Genomic DNA, 18,178 nt, shown 5'->3' with positions numbered 1-18,178 from the left:
TCTATCTTATTGTTTTAATACTCGTAGTGTGCTTAGTTTATTACCCAAGTCGTCAGTAATAACAAGATGGTATATACCATTGGAAAAAGAAGTGGTGTTTACCATGGTATATAAATTGTCTAAATAAATTGAATTTATAATTTGTCCATAAGGGCTGTATATAGTGCAATTAAGTGGCGATTTGTTGTTCTCGGACAGTTGAATTGTAAGGCTGTTAGCGCATGGAACAGGAAACACCCATGCAATTTTATTGTCTAATGAATTATTAACCACTGATGAAAAGAGGGTGGATGGTTGATTAAATCCTTGAGTAAAAACATGTGTTGCGGATGAAACAGTTTCACTAACTACTTCTCCTATTGTTATAGATATTGAACCTTGTGTGTTTTGATAAAAATTACCCAATGGAGCAATAACCTCCTGAGCTTTTGATACAGGAAACAAAAGGTAAATTGAAAATATAAAACAGTATAACAGTAATTTATTCATCAATTATTAAGAATGAATTTGTTGATTTTGGAAGTATTACCCAATTCCCTTTAGAAATAAAGAGAGTATCTCCAACCACTTTTAAGTTTTGACCACCTTTTATTGTACTATCTGCAGTTGCAGCGTGCAATGCGTAGGGAACAGACAGTAATTGAGAAGTGCCCATAAGTGTATAGTTGCTACCTCCTAAAGCATCCATTTCGGTCTGTATAAAATAGGTATCGTTATGCCAATTTATTCCAGAAAAACTACCTATGCTTACACTGCCTTTTCCAATTTCAAAATTTGCAATACCAAAAGCGTTTGTGCTAATAGTGTGTGTTTCTGTATATACTGCGGTGCCGGAAATGCTTGATTTTAGAATACTAATTCTAAAGCTAATAGGTTGATTAGCGATTATATTTCCAGTTATATCACGAGCTACCGATTGATATTTGAAGGATTGAGGCACCTGAGAAAGTAAAGTAGTTGAATAAATAAACAATACCACTAGTCCAAATTTTTGTAGATGTTTCATGTGTTTATTAGTATAGTTCTTAATTTTTTTAATAATTCTAGCACTGCATATCATTTTATATGTAGTTGTTTATACCAAAGAATCTTCATCTTCCGAAATACTTAATAGAGCAGTCCCGTCCTCAAGGATAAGAAAAGCATTGTTGTTTATTGGTTGAGATGGTGCAATTCCATAGTCTGTACTATTTTCTGATAAAGAAAATTTGAAAAGTGCAAAAAATAAGCCCAAAGAAAACTGTTGTAAAAAAAAACGCCTACTTTTCATTTTAACTGAAAATTATTTAATCTTAATTTACGGTTAATGATTGAAAATAGCCAATTATCTTTTTGTTTTTGTAAGTAAAGTGTTGTGAAAAAGGAACTGCCTATTTTAATAAGCTAATATTTCCAAGAAATTTTCGTTTTATCCCATCCTTATCAGTAATTCTTAAAACATAGGTATAAACATCTGTTCGTAAAGGTTTGTTTTTGTAAGTGCCATCCCACCCAAGACTTTTATTGGTTGTTTCAAACAACAATTGTCCCCAGCTGTTGTAAATAAATAGTTCGTAATTCGTAAACTCGTTTGGATTAAAAAGCGGCATGAATATTTCATTGCTGCCATCACCATTTGGAGAAAAAGCATTTGGTATATACAAAGAGCTTTCCAATTGATTTACCGTTATAAGTATTGATTCTATTGATTTGCACCCAAAAGCATTTTGTGCTTCTACAAAATAGGTAATTGATTGTGTTGGATTCACTTGTGGATTAGGGCAACTGATACACGTAATATTTTCATTCGGACTCCACGTGTATATTACTCCTCCTGCTGCTGCTAATTGTACAGTCTCTCCTTCATTAATTGTGGTATCATTCGATGCCGTTAATGTTGGTAATTGATTAACAGTAATAATTACAACGGAAGTGTCTTTGCAATTTCCATTACTGCCTATAACAGTATAACTGCTAGTGGAAGTAGGCGAAATAGTTTGGCTGTCGGAAGTATTGTTATTACTCCAACTATATGAGTTTGCCCCCGAAGCAGAGATAACAGCCTGTTCGCCTGTGCAGATAACATCTCCCGTTGCTGATAGGATGGGAGTTTGATTAACTGTAATGGAAACGTTCGCTGTATCATAGCAATTGCCTAATGCAGCAACTAGGCTAAATGTAGTAGAGGAAATAGGGGATACTGTAATTGTTGAACTGATAGATCCATTGCTCCACAAATAGCTACCATTGCTAGATGCCGACAGTGTTGTGTTTTCGCCAGAGCAAATAGATGTATTCCCGGAAATAGAAACCGTTGGACTCGGTGCAACAGAAATACTGATACTTGCTGTATCGCTGCAAAATCCATTACTTACAGTAACAGTATACACTGTATTTGTTAATGGACTATTTGATTGCTGCGCAGTGGTAATTCCGTTACTCCAATTATATAAAGTGCCTCCAGATGCAGTAAGAGAAATACTTGTGCCGCTACAAATGGATGTAGTAGGAGAAGTGATACTTGCAGTTGGGTTATTAATAACTGTAATTGAAATACTGCTTGTGTCTGAGCAATTGTTGTTATCTGTAATTGTAACGGAGTAGTTTGTATTACTGGTTGGAGATATTGAGATATTATTAGTAGTATTTCCGTTACTCCAAAGAAAATCGGTGCCCCCCGATGCAGTTAGTGTTAAGTTTTTTCCAGCACAAATGCTGTCGTTGCCTAGTATAGATACATTTGGCAGTGCATGTACAGTTATTGTTTTTACTATGGTATCGTATTGGCAGCCCTCTTGTAAATATTGTGTTACGGTAAAAATACCTGATGCAGAAAATTTGTGTTTAGGATGTTGCAGAAATGAATTGTTGGCAGCTCCTGAAGCAGGGTCTCCGAAATCCCAATAATAGGAACGAGTTTGGGGAGAACAGCCTGGAAATACAGATGAGGTATCGGTAAAAGAAGTGGTGTCTCCAAAACAAACAGTTGTTGAAGTAAAGCCTGTATTGGTAGCAGTAAAAATAGCCGTATTGAAATAGCTTTCGTTGAAGGGGCGTGTTAAAGATGCAAAATCAATGGTACTTTCAGCGCTAAATAATGTAGATTTAGGAATAAAGTTGCCAACTAATCCGAATTGATTTGGGTTGTTTATTACAGGAAAATATACTGAAGTGTCTGCTCTGTTGAAATATATTTTCCCGTTAGGAGAGTTCTGCATTCTATATAAATACATGCTTGTATTAAAAGTATTTGATGGGTAAGTTGACAAACAAAGATTGTATTGATATAAAGTAGTTCCCCAAAAAGTATTTGCAGCATATAAGACACTGCTATTGTTAGAGAAGGTAATATCACTAAGGATTATAGAATTATTTAAAACATTTGGATTCGAAACAATTCCAGTGGAATTATCAAAGTCGAATAATACTAATTTCGATCCAAAATTTTGATTGGGGGTATATTTAATATCAGCGCCAAAAGCAATTTTTTTTCCGTTAGGTGAAATTTTTAATGATGTTCGGGCTATGGTATTTCCGACCACACCATCCCACTCATTATCCATTCCCCAATTTAATGAAGATAAAACTGGGTTTGAAATACCATTTGCGGTGATTAAATAACTTTTAAATGTTTGGGCGTTAAAATCTTTAATTACAATCCAGAAATCTTTACCATTACAATGATTAATTGCAGCCATTGCATGTTCTGAGACTGTACTGTCTAAAACAGCAAGTTTGTTAGTGATGCTGCCAAGCCCTCCGTTTAATGAAAGGTCAACTTCTGAGTACAAAAAATAACTATAGGTAAAGGTGTTTGGGTTCTGAAATATATAGTATTTGTGGGGATTTCCAGGGTTAGGGATGATAATAGCCGGAGATTTTCCACTGTTACTAAGTTGGCTATTTGTAATTAGCCCACCAGGCATTTCGTTATGACATTTGTCGAAAACATAACTTCCGTCAGTATAGAAGAGCATATTCCCATTTTTGTCTGAGATGGATGAACTACCTGCAAATGCTTGATGAGACGAGTTTAAATTATTGAAACTGCATGGAGGATCACAGTTAAAATCGATTCCTTGTTCATTAACCCCATAATTCCAATAATTAGCTTGAGGAAAAGTGTAGTTGCTTTTTTTAGAAACAGGCCTATTTCCATTAGGCGATGGATTTTCACAAGGCAAAAGGTTTCCACCAATCATTCCATTTAAACATTCTGCATCTATTTTATTTCCTAGTGTGGCATTAGCAGAAATATCGTAGGTAAGCCAAAAATAATTGACTACTCCCGCTTTTGCTAATGGTTGATTGCCATTGATAACAAACATTCCACTTGGAGCTAATGAAGTTCCAAATAGGGTTTTGCTCGCGCATTGAAATTGCTCTGAGGTGCCTGTGTACCATAGATTAGCAGATAAAATGTCATTCGTAGCATTGGTAGAGCCATTAGTATTTAATACAAAAGATGTTGCCGTATTCGTATTTAATGTGTCTGTTGAATAAACTGCTATTCTAAGTATTGTTTGGTCAGCAGTCCCAGGATGCACGCAGGTGCCTCTGTATTGAAAAGCCTCTATATATATTGAATCTTCTAAGTCAACAGTATAATCTTCTACATCGCCATTAATTATGTCGTTACACACATCGGAGAATAAAAGCGAAAAAAAATCTTCATTACTGGCAACTCTCAGTTTGGTAGTTCCAGTTTTAGCTGTATAGGGTACTTTAAAGGTAATAGGCTGCGGAGTGTAAGGGTTTCCAAAGTCATAGCCAACAAAGTCATTGCTAAACGAATTAATAATCTGGTTTTGATCGTAGTCTATCCACGCCATTATTTCTTGTCCATTTACGGAAGGCACGGTAACACTCAATGTGTAGGTTCCTCCTTTCTTTAACTTGGTAGATAAATGGCTGTAATTTTCATACCCCATTTTAGCGGGAGAGGAATTGTTGATGCTACCTAGCTGAAAATTTACAATGCCTATGGAGTCTCCAACTGGAACTAAATTGTTAGAAGATACAATTGGGGTACAATACTGTGCCCATGAAAAGAATGACAAAAATGAAAAAAGAAAAACAAGCAGTTTTTTTATCATATAGATAAATTAAACGTTTTAGAACTTTTTTCAAAACAAAAAACACGCAATTGTTATGTTTTGATACTATACGTTGGAATTACTTAAAGAAGGTAAAAAAGAGAAATAAATACACCCAAAGTGCATCTAAGAAGTGCCAATAAATAGCACCTAATTTTACTCCTAAATAGTTTTCGGAAGAATATTTGCCTCTTGCAGCATTATAGTATATAATGAGTAGAACCAATATCCCAGCTGCAATATGTGCCAAATGTAACCCTGATAAAACATATAAAAATGAACCTGCCGCATTGCTCGATTTTCCTGTAAAAAATATATTGTTGTCAATCAATTCTCCCCAAGCTAAGAATTGAAATACGCCAAATAACAACCCTAGAACAAGCGTAGTTAGTATGGCAGATTTGAGTTTAGTTGTGTTATTATTTTTTATGCTGGATAGGGCCCAATTCATTGTTAAACTGCTAAACAAGATAATTGCAGTGCTCAAATAAAACATGGCAGGCATACTAATTATTAACCAGGCTCCATTGCCCTTACGCACAATATAAGCACTTGTTAAACCCGCAAAAACCATAATGATTCCGGCAATGCCCAACCACACGAGCATTTTTTTTGCTTTTTCATTTATTTGTTTTTGTTCGTCTGAAGTGTATCCCTTTTCTATATGTGTTTCCATATCTTAACCAATTAATATTGCTAATTGAACAACGGGTAAATAAATAAATGAACCAAACATCAATTGCTGTGCAGCTTTAATGGTACATTCTTTATACAGTATATATGACTGGTAGCAAAATAAAATTCCGGCAATAAGTATTATAATTCCGCCAATTGTTCCGCACATGCCAAATAAAATGGGGCTTAAGCTCACCGGAATTAAGCACAGTGTATATACTAAATTTTGAAATGCGCTGCTTTTGTCTCTTCCGGCTAAAGAGGGTAGTAAGTGAAACCCTCCCTTTTTGTAATCATCGTGCATTACCCAGGCTATAGCCCAAAAATGAGGAAATTGCCACAAAAACTGAATAGCAAATAAAACTCCCGCACTAAACGTTATGGTTCCAAAACCGTCAGTAGCAGCAACACTTCCCAAAAAAGGTGGTATTGCACCCGGGAAAGCGCCTATAAATACGGCAAATGGCGTTACTCGTTTTAAAGGTGTATAAATAGCTGCATAACTAATAAGGGCAGATAAGCCTAGTATTCCGGAAAGTGGATTGATAAAATACGTGAGTATAAAAATTCCTAGTACACCCATTACACATGCCAATACGAGGGCTTCGGCTACACTCATACGACCTTGTGGCAAAGGGCGGTTCATTGTTCGAGTCATTAATTTATCTACATCTCTCTCTATAATTTGGTTAAAACCATTAGACGAACATGTAACTAAAAAACCTCCTATAATTAATGTGATTACTCTATTCCAATCTGTGGCAGCTTCGTTTACTGTGAAATAAGAAATAACAGCCGAGAATACTACCAATGTTGATAGCCTAAGTTTACAAAACTGTATATAGTCGGTAAGTTTCGTAGGGTTTAGTACTTCCTTACTTTTTACAACGTATGTCTCTTGTTCATTCACAAGTAGCAAATTTAATAATTAATAGCTTATGTGGTTAGATAATATTATTCTGAATAAGTTGTACTTTTAAATGCAATTAAACCATATAAAAAGATGAAAAAAATAGTATTGAATTTAGTAGCATTGGCATTAATAATTGGTGGTAATGTATTTGCACAGTTTAATGGTACCATTACTTACAAAATGGATTTTGGAATGAAAGACATGCCTGCGGAAGCAAAAGAAATGTTGAAAAATTCAGAAATGAAAATAAGCACCAAAGGAGATATGTCTCGTGTAGAGAATAATACAGCTATGGCTAAATCTATTATTATTACGAATAACAAAACTCAAAAGGTAAGTATGTTAATGGATATGATGGGTAGCAAATACAATGTTATAATTCCTCCGGAAGAAATTAAAAAGGACAAGGAAAAGCCGGATGTAAAAGTAAAGGAACTTAATGAAACCAAAGAGATTATTGGATATAACTGTAAGAAAGCAGAAGTAACATTTACGGATGCACAGAGTGGAAAGAGTTTTTCTTCTATCGTTTATTATACAGATAAAATACCTTACAATGTAGGTTACCAAGCCCAATTTAAAGGTTTGAAAGGCTTTCCGTTGGAATATACAATTTCGGATGCTGCTACCGGAATGAATATAACCCTTGCGGCTACAAAAATTTCTAAAGATGCCGTAGATGATAATTTATTCAAAATTCCGGAAGGCTATAAGGAAATTGCTTTGGAAGACCTATCAAAACAAATGATGCAAGATATGGGCGGAGGGCGATAAGACGATTATTGATCTTCGTAAAAATTGAATAAAGGGGTAAATAAAGAAAACGTAGCAAACAGGTTTTTAGTTGCTCCTTCTTGTCTATAAGCAGCTCCTAGTTGTATAGAAATATTTTGCTTTGGCAATACCAGATAAGAACTTGAAAGGGATAAATAGTAGAAATTAGTCTGTACTCCTTGTAACAACACATTCCCAAAGTCTGCTCTGCGCGTGGTGTACGATAAAAAAATATTTTTTCCGTAATTTATTGTTGGCAAATCCTTTCCGTACTTTGCTGCTATAGCTTGAGCCATAAATTGCAGTTTGTTTATTTTATACGATAAAAATGTTACACTTTCTATGAAGTTAGCCCCCATAGGGTGAGCGAGAGCCATTCCTAGATGCGAATAATTTTGTTGTACGCTGCCATGTGTATAAGTATATGGTCTTACTGTATTAACTTCGGTGGTAAAGAATAAATTTTTAAGCGTAAATAAATCATACGATTTAAATCCTAATTGTATTCCGTATTTGTTTCCCCACCATCCATTTCGCTCTCTGTAGGCGCTTAGCAAAAATTCATCGAGTACTAACTGACCATACAAAACTTGATTTTTTAAAGGTGTTGCTTTAAATGCGGCTCCTATAAAAGCATTATCCGAAGAGCCTAACGAATATTCTGTGGGTCTAAAAAATAGAACGGGGTTTAAATAATTTACATCAAAACCTCTGTGTCTATTGCTGTCTGTTCCTTGCCAAATTATAGACTCAAATAAACTAACAGAAAACTTGCGGCATACATTCCAATTTAACGTGTGAAAAGTAGCGTATTTGTTTTGTAGCGACTTTCTTGATCCATCATACATAGAAGCGTCTTTCAACCATGAATAGAGCACCTGGTATTTTAAATTAGCAACCTCAGCTGTTATTTTACCATAGTTGTATGGAGAACTGTAATCACTTAGAAACAAAGAACGATAGCCATCTCCCATAAAATGTTTTCCTCGTCCAATTTCAAAATTGAAAATAGAGCTGGGCGAATACGATATTGCAAATAAATAATCCTGAAAAGAATAATTATTGTTTTTCCCATATCCTATTGTATAATTGGGAAGTATGGTTTGTGGTCGAACCAAAGAATCTATATAGTTTGGGAAAGACGATTTTCCGCCATACAGCGCTGTTGAAATAGAAAGCTTGTTTTTAAAAAGAGATGATTTTGCTGAAACACCTAGCAGATTATGCGATGAGAAGGAAGCGCTCGTTGCATTGTACCAATTTCTAGAGGTTAAAACAGGATTTATACTAATTTTTTTGTTTGAAAAATTACTTGAGTCTAAAGTTGCTATTTCTGCTCCATTTAAAGAGGTTGTGTTATTAACATCTCTAAAAAAAGAGTGGTGTTTTTTCAAAAGGAAGCCAGCTTGTTGTTTGTCAAGAAAATGTGCTTTGGAAGTAGTATAGTTTATTTGCCCACCTAAGTGAAAACTAGTTAATAGTGTAATAAAAAAAATAAATACTACTAAAAAATTACGCATCCGCTTTTTTAGTTATAGATTTTCTTTGGGCAATTAAAAAAGGTATTTGGGTGGCAGCAGCAGCTACAAAAAATACAAGTAAAAAGGAGAATGTAGGTTGCAACAATCCGGAAACAATAGCAGCGCCTACTACAACAATATTAAATACATAAATTATAATAACAGTTCCTTTATGCTTTAATCCAAGGCCTATCAGTTTATGGTGAATATGGTTTTTATCTGCAGAAAAAGGAGAAAGACCTTTAAGTGAACGATAAATAAAAATACGGAGTGTATCTATCAATGGATATACTAAAACTGCCATTGCAAAAACGGGTTGCGATACATGACGTAAAATAGTTTTTTCTACTACGGTTGGGTCGTATTCAATTACTCGTATGGCAAGCACACATAATATAAGTCCTATTGTAAGCGAACCGGAATCGCCCATGAATAGCTTGGCGGGCTGAAAATTAAAAATTAAAAATGCCAACAACGAACCTCCCAAAGCAAAGGAAAGTGTTGCCAATTCGGAATCGCCAACAATAATAAACCAACAGCCAAATAAAACAGATGCTATAAATCCTACGCCACCTGCAAGCCCATCAACACCGTCAATTAAATTAAATGCATTTACTACTACGATATATGTAAACATAGAAAGGAAAATACTTGCCCAGTAAGGAAGTGTATATACTCCGAAAATTCCGTCCATACTAGTGATTCTAACATCTGCCATTAATACTAGAATCATGCCAACAATAATATGAGCAACTAATTTTTTTACGGGGGCTGTTCCGATGATATCGTCTTTTATTCCTACAAAAAACAGAATAATGGTTGTAGCTACTAAATACTTTAAGTTGTTAAAGGCCTCTAAGATTACTTGAAAATCAGTAGTTGTGGGTATTGGATACCACAATGCATAGGTAAATATAGTGCCGCCAAACAACATAATCCCACCAATTGTAGGAATTCTACGAGTGTGAATTTTTCGTTCATCTCCCGGTTCGTCAAACAAGCGTTTTAGGAGTGCTACTTTTATCAATGCAGGATTGGCTAAAAGCACAACAAAGAAAGATGTAAGAAATACCAATGGTAATTTTTCCATTACTCTATTTTGAGTTAACTAAATGTATGAAAAATGTGTATGCTAAATTTAAAAATCCGAATAAAAATTACACATATTCGTTTTAAATCCAACATAAAAATATTTCGTATATAAACTAGATGTTGTGCTTGTTTCGTTACGTACAAAGTACCCCATAAATAGTTTTGCTCCTGTTGGAGCTTTTAAAATAAAGTGGGCTTTTACATCAACAATAGAAACGGATGTTTTTATACCTTGCAATAATTCATTACTGGTAGAATTTACACCATAATAGGCGTCATTGTTTGATGCAAATATAGAATTGCCATAGTTTCTGCCAATTGAATCGCGACCTATCTGTATATAGTTATATTTTATGCTAATGCCCCATCGCTTGTAATTGTAAGAAGCTAAAGCTACCAGTTCAGTGAAATTGCTTTGCAGTGGATGCGCCAATGGCTGGTTATAGTGTGTGTAGCTTTGTTCTGTTTTTTTGTGCGAGTAGGTATAAGGGCGCACGCTGTTGTATTCAAGTTGAAATGTCAGATTCTTTAGCGATAAAGCATTCAGCCAATACGCACCGGCTTGGTAACCGGTTTTGTTGTTAATGGATGTTTTAAAATTGTTTTCGGGTAGTGCATCAATATAATACTGGCCATATATAACAACCTGCTTAGCTAATTTTATTTTTGTAGAAAATCCAATAGAAGTATTGTTGGTACTATTAAGTCCAAAAAGTAACGGATTGGTTAAGGGAATTGGATTGAGATATGTAAGATGTAAATTTTGCTTATTGTTTTTATCTGCAGCCTCCCATAGTAAACTTTGGAATAGTCCAACGTTCCAAAACTTAGTAATAGCAATATCTAGGAATTGAAAGCTGGCTGCCTTTTTTTGAAAAAGAGGTTCTGTATTTGCAGGGGTTTGTACATTCCCAAAACTGAAATTCATTAGTTGTGCGTATATGGCGGTGTATTGAATTATCTTGAACTGCTTGCTTATACGCAGATATGGATAATTAAACGCATTGTCTGATAAAAATAAACTTCTGTATCCATCGCCAATAAATAGTTTCCCATTTCCAACTTGAAAATGCAAAGTAGGAGTAGGAGAAAAATTTATAATACCAGATGAAAATGCATAATCATAACCGGTTAGTTTAAAGTTTTTCCAACGTCCTTGTCCCGGCACTACTTTATAGGTATTGGCAAATTGTTTTAGGTAATTTGGAAATGTAGATTGGCTTTCATAAAACGAAGATTCGAAAGAAAATTTAGCGCCAACATTTCCTCTTACTATAACGCCTCTTGTATTGGTGTATAGATTAGTGCCCAGAGAGTCAGATAAATCTCTACCAAATTGGAAATTGAAAACAGGGTCGATAGTTAAGTTAAATTTTGTTGCAGAATCTTGTATGATAATTAAATTTTCTTTGAATATTTTCCGCACTATAAAATTTTTCTTTTTAAATCTAGGAATATCAAATAAGGTTCCAATAAAGGGTTTTAGAGTAGTAAAAATTTTAACAGAGCTATCCAATTCAAAAGGATACAAAAAGCGATTGGTGTTTAATCCAGGGTTTAGTTCGTGAACTAATAATTGTGTATTCTTAGTTAGATTTATTGGCAGAGCTGCATTCTGTGCATTCAATTTACAAATCGAACTGAGTATAGTTGTTAGGAAAAAAACACAACATAAAACACTCCGATTTTTCATCTCGCTAAGCTAGTATTTTTTCTTGCAAAGCACTTGTATATACCGCAGAAATTCCTTGCTCTAACGATATGTTAGCTTTCCATCCCATGTTGCTTAGCTTGCTCACATCCATTAGTTTGCGAGGTGTACCATCCGGTTTCGTTTTGTCAAATGTTAAATTGCCGGTATAGCCCACAATTTTTTTAATTAGCAATGCCAAATCTTTAATTGTAATATCTGTGCCAACACCTACGTTTACAAGCCCCGCATCGTTGTAGTGCTGCATTAAAAAATAACAAGCATCTGCTAAATCATCTACATGCAAAAACTCACGCATAGGTGTGCCGGTTCCCCATATTTCAACCGACTCCAAATTGTTTTCTTTTGCTGTATGAAATTTTCTAAGTAATGCAGGTAGTACGTGTGATGTGTTTAAATTGTAATTATCGTTGGGTCCATACAAATTTGTTGGCATGGCAGAAATAAAATTACATCTGTACTGACTTCTATAGGCATCGCATAATTTGATGCCTGCAATTTTTGCTATAGCGTAAGGTTCGTTGGTATGCTCTAACAATCCGGTAAGTAAGTATTCTTCTTTAAGCGGCTGTGGTGCTAGTTTGGGGTAAATGCAGGAGGAGCCCAGGAATAATAATTTTTTTACGTTGTTCTTGTATGCAGCATGAATAACATTGCATTCCATTAATAAGTTGTCGTATATGAATTCTGCTCTGTAGGTGTTGTTTGCAACAATACCGCCTACTCTAGCGGCAGCAAAAAAAACATACTCAGGCTTTTCGATTTCAAAAAAAGTAGTTACGGCTAGTTGGTTTTTTAAATCCAACTCTTTAGATGATTTGTAAATTAAGTTAGAATATCCTTCCTTTTTTAGTTTGCGAACAATAGCAGAGCCAACCATTCCATTGTGACCGGCAATATATATTCTCGATTGTGAATTCATGCTGCTAAAGATACGGAAAAAACTTTTTTGTAGGTTGTAGACTAAATCTTAACTAAGTATAATTAGTAGGTGCGCATATTTTACTATTTTAAACTAACTTTAACTGCTATTAAACTTTAAAAGTAAAAACGATGATTGCCAAATTAAACTCATGGATTGAAATTCCTTCAAATTCAGACTTTTCTATGTATAATATACCTTTTGGAATATTTAGCACAGCAACGATTAAGCATCATGCCGCCACTGCAATTGGCAACACATTGGTTGATTTATACGCACTTTCAAAACATAACTATTTTAAAGGAATTGTTGATGATAGCAACTTATTTAAGCAAGCCCATTTGAATGATTTTATTGCTCTGGGTAAGCCTACTACAAACAAAATAAGAAATAGACTAATAGAGCTTTTTTCATTAGACAATAAAGAACTTCGATCGAATACTGCTGCGTGCAAAGAAGCGTTTCGCGAATTGACTTCAGTAGAAATGCGAATGCCAATAAAGGTGGGCGACTATACCGATTTTTATTCAAGTATTGATCATGCTACAAATATGGGAAGTATGTTTCGTGATCCTAAAAATGCGCTTCTGCCAAATTGGAAACACATTCCGGTTGGGTATCACGGTAGAAGTTCATCTATAATTGTTTCGGGCACAAATTTCCATCGCCCTAAAGGACAGGTTAAACCGGCTGATGCAGAGGTTCCCTTGTTTTCGGCATCCAATCAAATGGACATTGAGCTGGAAATGGCTTTTGTTATTGGCAAGCCTACGTCTTTGGGAGATACTATTACAACTGCAGCCGCAGATGAATATATTTTTGGAATGCTTTTGTTTAACGATTGGAGTGCGCGTGATATTCAATCGTGGGAATACGTTCCTCTGGGACCATTTCTTGGAAAGAATTTCGCATCTACCTTGTCTCCTTGGATAGTAACACTAGAGGCACTAGAGCCATTTAGAGTAGATGGCTATAAGCAAGATCCTCCTGTTTTGCCTTATTTGCAATACAGCGGTAAAAAGAATATTGACATTAATTTAGAAGTGTATTTAGAGGCCCCGAATTTAGCGCCTCAAAAAATTTGCACTTCTAATTATAAATATTTGTATTGGACCATGGAGCAGCAATTGGCACATCATACCGTAAATGGCTGTAATGTAAATGTAGGAGATTTAATGGCGTCCGGAACTATAAGCGGTCCGGAGGAAGGCTCATATGGCTCGTTAATGGAACTAACCTGGAAAGGCACAAAACCAATTAAACTAGCAGATGGCAGCGAACGAAAATTTTTACAAGACAACGACACCATAATTATCAGAGGTTTTGCCTCTAAAGATGGTATCCGTGTAGGATTTGGAGAATGTAAAGGAAAGCTGCTTCCTGCAACAAAATAATTACAAAGTGTATTTTTGGAATTATCGAATCAACGTTACAGCTCCTACATATAAATAGGATTTTCCGAAAACGTCTGCACATTTAATTTTGTACACATACACATCCTGTGGAGCTTTATCGCCATCCCAGCCTGTATTCAACGCATTCGATTCAAACACTAAAACTCCCCAACGGTTGTAAATTAAAAGTTCGTAATTACTAATGCCAATTCCTTGTGGAGTAAAGATATCATCGCTTAAATCGCCATTTGGAGTAAATGCATTTGGAATATAAAATGCAAAGCCTTGTCCAATATGTAGCGTTTTAGTAATAGTATCGGAGCAACCTACTGAATTAGAAACAATTTGGGTAATTGAAAAAGTTGTAGTATCCATTACATCATAAATATGCGTGGGAGAGTTTTCGGTGCTTTGAAGACCATCACCAAAATCGTATAACCAAGTTGTTGCACCGGTCGAGTTATCTTTAATATCAATAATAGGATTGAGAATAGTTGTAGTCGATGTGCTAAAATTAAAGTCGGCATTAGGGGAAGGATTCACTTGAATAAATGAATTTTTCACAATCATATCTGAACAACCATTCGCATCAGTTACTGTTAAAGACATATCTATAATTCCGCTAGTGTTAAAACATAGTTGAGGGCTACTAATAGCAGAGGAGCTTCCATTTGAGACTTCCCAAAAGTAGGAAACAGCAGCGATAGATGTGTTAGACAAATTAGCACACAATGGCACACACCCTGTTGTTGTGCTTGTTGTAAAATCAAAAAACGGCAGCGGATTAACAAACAACGTTGTTGTATCAACAGACCTGCAACCTTTGTCTGAAGTTACTGTAAACGAAACAAGTTTTGCACCGCTACTAGTAAATGTATTAGAGCAGTTGGGAGTGTTGTAATCAACCAATCCATCCGAATTTACATCCCATTGCCAAGATGAGATAGTTGCACCATTTACATTGGTGGTATTGGTAAATGTTACAGCAGAATTAACACAATAAGGAGCTGCACTCGAAAAATTTGCAATTGGCATTGGGTGAACAACAATGGCTACCGTGTCTGTATCTTTGCAAGAATAACTATTGGTAGTTATTACATAATACGTAGTACTTACAGTCGGTGTAGCAATAGTTACAGAATCTGTTGGTGTATTTAATGAGTTAGTTGGTGTCCATGAATAATTGCTGGCCCCATTTGCCGATAGGGTTACTGTGCTTCCTTCGCAAATAGTAAATGAACTTGCTGTAGCCGAAACAGAAGGCATAGTGGTACTAGTGCCAGAAGTACTTGCTTGTACAAAAAGCCCTGTTGGACATCCGGTTGAAGCATCTACATGAACAATAAGTGTATTGGCGCCTGTAACCCAATTATTGCAAAGGTTTACTGATAGCCCGGAACCGGGCGAATAGTTACAACAGGTAGAATTTGTAAAACTCGAAATTCCGTTAATAAAAATTTCTTTTAAATAATCGTCTGCATAGTAATCAAGGTATAGGCAATAAGCACCGGGGTTAACAGTTGGTTGTCCGCAAACAACTCCGGGCAAGGTAATGGTAAGTTTAAAATACAAATCGTTTCCTGTACAAGCTCCCGGAGAGGTTATCCACGTTGCGTTTGGATAGTTAGAGCCGCCCCATGTCCCATTTCCCCAAACAATTGCAGGAACATATGTTCCATTGATACCTGTTGTGGAAACAGTCCAATGCAAATCATTACTTCCTTGTGCTAAAACTCCAGTGTTTGTAGTATTAGTGGCAGTATTAAAATCTAAAGGGTTGGGCAATTGAGCCGATAAATAATGTATAGCAAATAGTAAAAAAAGAAGTACATAAACTGTTTTTTGGTTTAAAGCAAATAAATAGTTTTTAAATTTCATCATTGGGGTGCTTTATATATTAAAAATATGGAATTTATATGCTATTGTCAAATCAAACATCTGGTTCTGGTGTAGCATACGATGCCTTTTATCTGACATTTTGTTATTCCTAAAAAGTGATCTTACTCTTGTAACCTTTTCATTTAGTTAGCCGCAAAACATCTAATATTTCCAGTATTTTAAATTCTTCAAATTCTTTAATTAGTAATATCTTATAGTTCGAGGCTCCTGTAAATTCATTTATTTATTTATTTTTCTATATTCGACTAATTTTTTGAACAGTTTATCATATTGATATTAAAATTATGATTAGATCTTTTACTACATTATTACTTGCATTTTCTTGTGCACTAGTTGCCCAAAATAGAATGACCCCCGAACTGCTTTGGAAGTTGAATAAAGTAAGTGGGTTGGGGATTAGCAAAGATGGGAAGCATGTTATTTATTCCGTATCTACACCTAATGTAGAGGAGAATAAAAGCTCGAGCAAAAAATATTCTATTCCTGTAATTGGCGGAACGCCAGTATTAGTAAGCAATGTAGATTCATTACTAAAAAATGAAAAAATATCTCCAGATGGAAAATATTTACTCGTGAGTAAAGAAGTAAAACTAAAGAACGTAACCGGTGCTGATTATTATCCCGACTTAAGTAAGTCGAACGTATATGTTTACGACAATTTAAATTATCGTCATTGGGATACGTATGAAGATGGAAAATTTGATCATGTGTTTATAGAAGGTTATGGTAATAACAATGGAAAGCCTCTGCCAATAGACCTTATGCAAGATGAGCCATACGACTGCCCCCAAAAACCTTTTGGTGGAGATGAAGATTTTGTTTGGAATCCGAATGGAAAGGAGGTAGTGTATTGTACAAAGAAAAAGTACGGGAAGGATTATACCGTAAGCACTAACACCGATTTGTATAGTTATTCGATAGAAACAAAACAAACGAAAAATTTAACGAGTACGATGCTTGGCTACGACATTAATCCCTCCTTTAATTCAAATGGCGACTTGGCTTGGCTAACTATGAAACGGGATGGTTATGAGGCGGACAAGCAAGATATTATGGTAACGATAGGTCAATCAATGTTAAATCTTACTGCGCAACGTGATGATATTTATGTGGAGAGTTATAAGTGGAGCAATGATGGTAATTTTATTTTTTTCAATGCACCAATAAACGGAACATTGCAATTGTTTTCTGTTGTGTATCCCGGAAAATCAAAAGTAAAGCCGGTAATGAAACAAATTACCAAAGGTGATTTTGATATCAATGGAATAATTGGGCAAAGCGGCAATACACTTATTGTTTCGAGAACAGACATGAATCATGCCGCAGAATTATACACCGTAGATTTATCCACCGGAAGTATGAAACAACTTACACATGCTAATGATGAAACTTACGCATCACTTAGTATGAGTAGGGTAGAGAGGCGATTTGTTACAACAACCGACAATAAAAAAATGTTGGTGTGGGTAATTTATCCACCCAATTTTGATGCAAGTAAAAAATACCCAACATTGTTGTATTGCCAAGGTGGTCCTCAATCAAGTCTTACTCAGTTTTATTCCTTTCGATGGAATTTTCAACTAATGGCAGCAAATGGATATATTATTGTAGCACCCTGCCGCAGAGGAATGCCGGGCTTTGGGACAGAATGGAATGAGCAAGTAAGCAAAGATCACGGAGGGCAAGCAATGGCAGATTACCTAACTGCAATTGATACCTTAGCTAAAGAAAAATTTGTTGATAAAGATAGGTTAGGTTGTGTGGGCGCTAGCTACGGAGGTTACTCGGTGTTTATGCTTGCAGGCATGCACAACAATCGTTTTAAAACATTTATTTCTCACTGCGGAATTTACGATCTAAAAAGTATGTACGGCACAACGGATGAAGTGTTTTTTTCGAACTGGGAATACGGAGGACCATATTGGGATACACAAAATTTAGCAGCTCAAAAAACATTTAATAAGTTTTCACCCAGCAGTTACGTTGATAAATGGAATACCCCAATACTTATTATTCAAGGCGCAAAGGATTATAGAGTTCCAATTGAACAGGGGCAGCAAGCCTTTATGGCAGCTCAGTTGCGCGGAATTAAAAGTAAATTTATGCTTTTACCTGATCAAAACCATTGGGTAAGTACAGCACAAGATGCATTGGTATGGCAACGTGAGTTCTATAAATGGCTAGACGAAACGCTTAAATAACA

The 18,178-nt window shown here is 35.5% G+C and carries 14 protein-coding genes; 3 read left to right on the top strand and 11 right to left on the bottom strand.

Going from position 1 to position 18,178, the window contains the following annotated elements:
• Positions 1-6: 6 nt before the first annotated feature.
• From J0M08_05055 to cyoE, 6 genes are all read right to left on the bottom strand, one after another.
• Complete coding sequence (locus J0M08_05055; GenBank protein ID MBN8702408.1) at positions 7-444, bottom strand: T9SS type A sorting domain-containing protein; 438 nt, start codon at positions 442-444, stop codon at positions 7-9.
• A gap of 37 nt (positions 445-481) precedes the next feature.
• Positions 482-1,006, bottom strand: coding sequence for a hypothetical protein (locus J0M08_05050; GenBank protein MBN8702407.1), 525 nt, complete (start codon positions 1,004-1,006; stop codon positions 482-484).
• 69 nt (positions 1,007-1,075) lie between these two features.
• Positions 1,076-1,270 (bottom strand): hypothetical protein, encoded by a 195-nt coding sequence (locus J0M08_05045; protein ID MBN8702406.1) that lies wholly within the window; start codon positions 1,268-1,270, stop codon positions 1,076-1,078.
• 100 nt (positions 1,271-1,370) lie between these two features.
• Positions 1,371-5,075 (bottom strand): gliding motility-associated C-terminal domain-containing protein, encoded by a 3,705-nt coding sequence (locus tag J0M08_05040; protein MBN8702405.1) that lies wholly within the window; start codon positions 5,073-5,075, stop codon positions 1,371-1,373.
• 79 nt (positions 5,076-5,154) lie between these two features.
• On the bottom strand, positions 5,155-5,751 hold the full coding sequence (locus J0M08_05035; GenBank protein ID MBN8702404.1) for a cytochrome c oxidase subunit 3: 597 nt from the start codon (positions 5,749-5,751) through the stop codon (positions 5,155-5,157).
• A gap of 3 nt (positions 5,752-5,754) precedes the next feature.
• On the bottom strand, positions 5,755-6,660 hold the full coding sequence (gene cyoE / locus J0M08_05030) for a heme o synthase (protein MBN8702403.1): 906 nt from the start codon (positions 6,658-6,660) through the stop codon (positions 5,755-5,757).
• 93 nt (positions 6,661-6,753) lie between these two features.
• Here cyoE and J0M08_05025 point away from each other — a divergent pair, with 93 nt between their 5' ends.
• Positions 6,754-7,437 carry a DUF4412 domain-containing protein gene (locus tag J0M08_05025; GenBank protein MBN8702402.1) on the top strand — a complete coding sequence of 228 codons (684 nt, stop codon included), beginning with the start codon at positions 6,754-6,756 and terminating at the stop codon, positions 7,435-7,437.
• Positions 7,438-7,442: 5 nt separating this feature from the next.
• Here the strand turns inward: J0M08_05025 and J0M08_05020 are convergent, their stop codons facing one another.
• The 4 genes from J0M08_05020 to J0M08_05005 form a co-directional block, all read right to left on the bottom strand.
• The gene (locus tag J0M08_05020) at positions 7,443-8,957 is read right to left on the bottom strand and encodes a hypothetical protein (GenBank protein ID MBN8702401.1); all 1,515 of its coding nucleotides are present in this window, start codon (positions 8,955-8,957) and stop codon (positions 7,443-7,445) included.
• A complete protein-coding gene (locus tag J0M08_05015) occupies positions 8,950-10,047 on the bottom strand; it encodes an undecaprenyl/decaprenyl-phosphate alpha-N-acetylglucosaminyl 1-phosphate transferase (protein ID MBN8702400.1) in 1,098 nt (365 codons plus the stop codon). The genes J0M08_05020 and J0M08_05015 overlap by 8 nt, the downstream gene beginning before the upstream one ends.
• A 48-nt stretch (positions 10,048-10,095) precedes the next feature.
• The gene (locus tag J0M08_05010; GenBank protein ID MBN8702399.1) at positions 10,096-11,676 is read right to left on the bottom strand and encodes a hypothetical protein; all 1,581 of its coding nucleotides are present in this window, start codon (positions 11,674-11,676) and stop codon (positions 10,096-10,098) included.
• A gap of 70 nt (positions 11,677-11,746) precedes the next feature.
• The gene (locus tag J0M08_05005) at positions 11,747-12,682 is read right to left on the bottom strand and encodes a GDP-L-fucose synthase (GenBank protein MBN8702398.1); all 936 of its coding nucleotides are present in this window, start codon (positions 12,680-12,682) and stop codon (positions 11,747-11,749) included.
• A 131-nt stretch (positions 12,683-12,813) separates the two neighbouring features.
• Here J0M08_05005 and fahA point away from each other — a divergent pair, with 131 nt between their 5' ends.
• Entirely contained in the window at positions 12,814-14,076 is a 1,263-nt protein-coding gene (gene fahA / locus J0M08_05000) for a fumarylacetoacetase (GenBank protein MBN8702397.1), read from the top strand.
• A 21-nt stretch (positions 14,077-14,097) separates the two neighbouring features.
• On the opposite strand, the gene J0M08_04995 is transcribed toward fahA, so the two are convergent.
• Positions 14,098-15,957, bottom strand: coding sequence for a gliding motility-associated C-terminal domain-containing protein (locus J0M08_04995; GenBank protein ID MBN8702396.1), 1,860 nt, complete (start codon positions 15,955-15,957; stop codon positions 14,098-14,100).
• Between the two features lie 302 nt (positions 15,958-16,259).
• On the opposite strand from J0M08_04995, the gene J0M08_04990 reads away from it, so the two are divergent.
• Positions 16,260-18,176 (top strand): S9 family peptidase, encoded by a 1,917-nt coding sequence (locus tag J0M08_04990; protein ID MBN8702395.1) that lies wholly within the window; start codon positions 16,260-16,262, stop codon positions 18,174-18,176.
• Positions 18,177-18,178: the final 2 nt, after the last annotated feature.

Source organism: Bacteroidota bacterium (assembly GCA_017303975.1).
In the GTDB taxonomy this organism is placed as follows: Bacteria; Bacteroidota; Bacteroidia; order JAFLBG01; family JAFLBG01; genus JAFLBG01.
This window is presented reverse-complemented; position numbering and strand designations above follow the sequence as displayed.

Excerpts from the sequence above, each read along its gene's own strand:
- J0M08_05050 (MBN8702407.1), bottom strand. The coding sequence starts at position 1,006 with ATGAAACATCTACAAAAATTTGGACTAGTGGTATTGTTTATTTATTCA.
- J0M08_05045 (MBN8702406.1), bottom strand. The coding sequence starts at position 1,270 with ATGAAAAGTAGGCGTTTTTTTTTACAACAGTTTTCTTTGGGCTTATTT.
- J0M08_05040 (MBN8702405.1), bottom strand. The coding sequence starts at position 5,075 with ATGATAAAAAAACTGCTTGTTTTTCTTTTTTCATTTTTGTCATTCTTT.
- J0M08_05035 (MBN8702404.1), bottom strand. The coding sequence starts at position 5,751 with ATGGAAACACATATAGAAAAGGGATACACTTCAGACGAACAAAAACAA.
- J0M08_05025 (MBN8702402.1), top strand. The coding sequence starts at position 6,754 with ATGAAAAAAATAGTATTGAATTTAGTAGCATTGGCATTAATAATTGGT.
- J0M08_05020 (MBN8702401.1), bottom strand. The coding sequence starts at position 8,957 with ATGCGTAATTTTTTAGTAGTATTTATTTTTTTTATTACACTATTAACT.
- J0M08_05015 (MBN8702400.1), bottom strand. The coding sequence starts at position 10,047 with ATGGAAAAATTACCATTGGTATTTCTTACATCTTTCTTTGTTGTGCTT.
- J0M08_05005 (MBN8702398.1), bottom strand. The coding sequence starts at position 12,682 with ATGAATTCACAATCGAGAATATATATTGCCGGTCACAATGGAATGGTT.
- fahA (MBN8702397.1), top strand. The coding sequence starts at position 12,814 with ATGATTGCCAAATTAAACTCATGGATTGAAATTCCTTCAAATTCAGAC.
- J0M08_04995 (MBN8702396.1), bottom strand. The coding sequence starts at position 15,957 with ATGATGAAATTTAAAAACTATTTATTTGCTTTAAACCAAAAAACAGTT.
- J0M08_04990 (MBN8702395.1), top strand. The coding sequence starts at position 16,260 with ATGATTAGATCTTTTACTACATTATTACTTGCATTTTCTTGTGCACTA.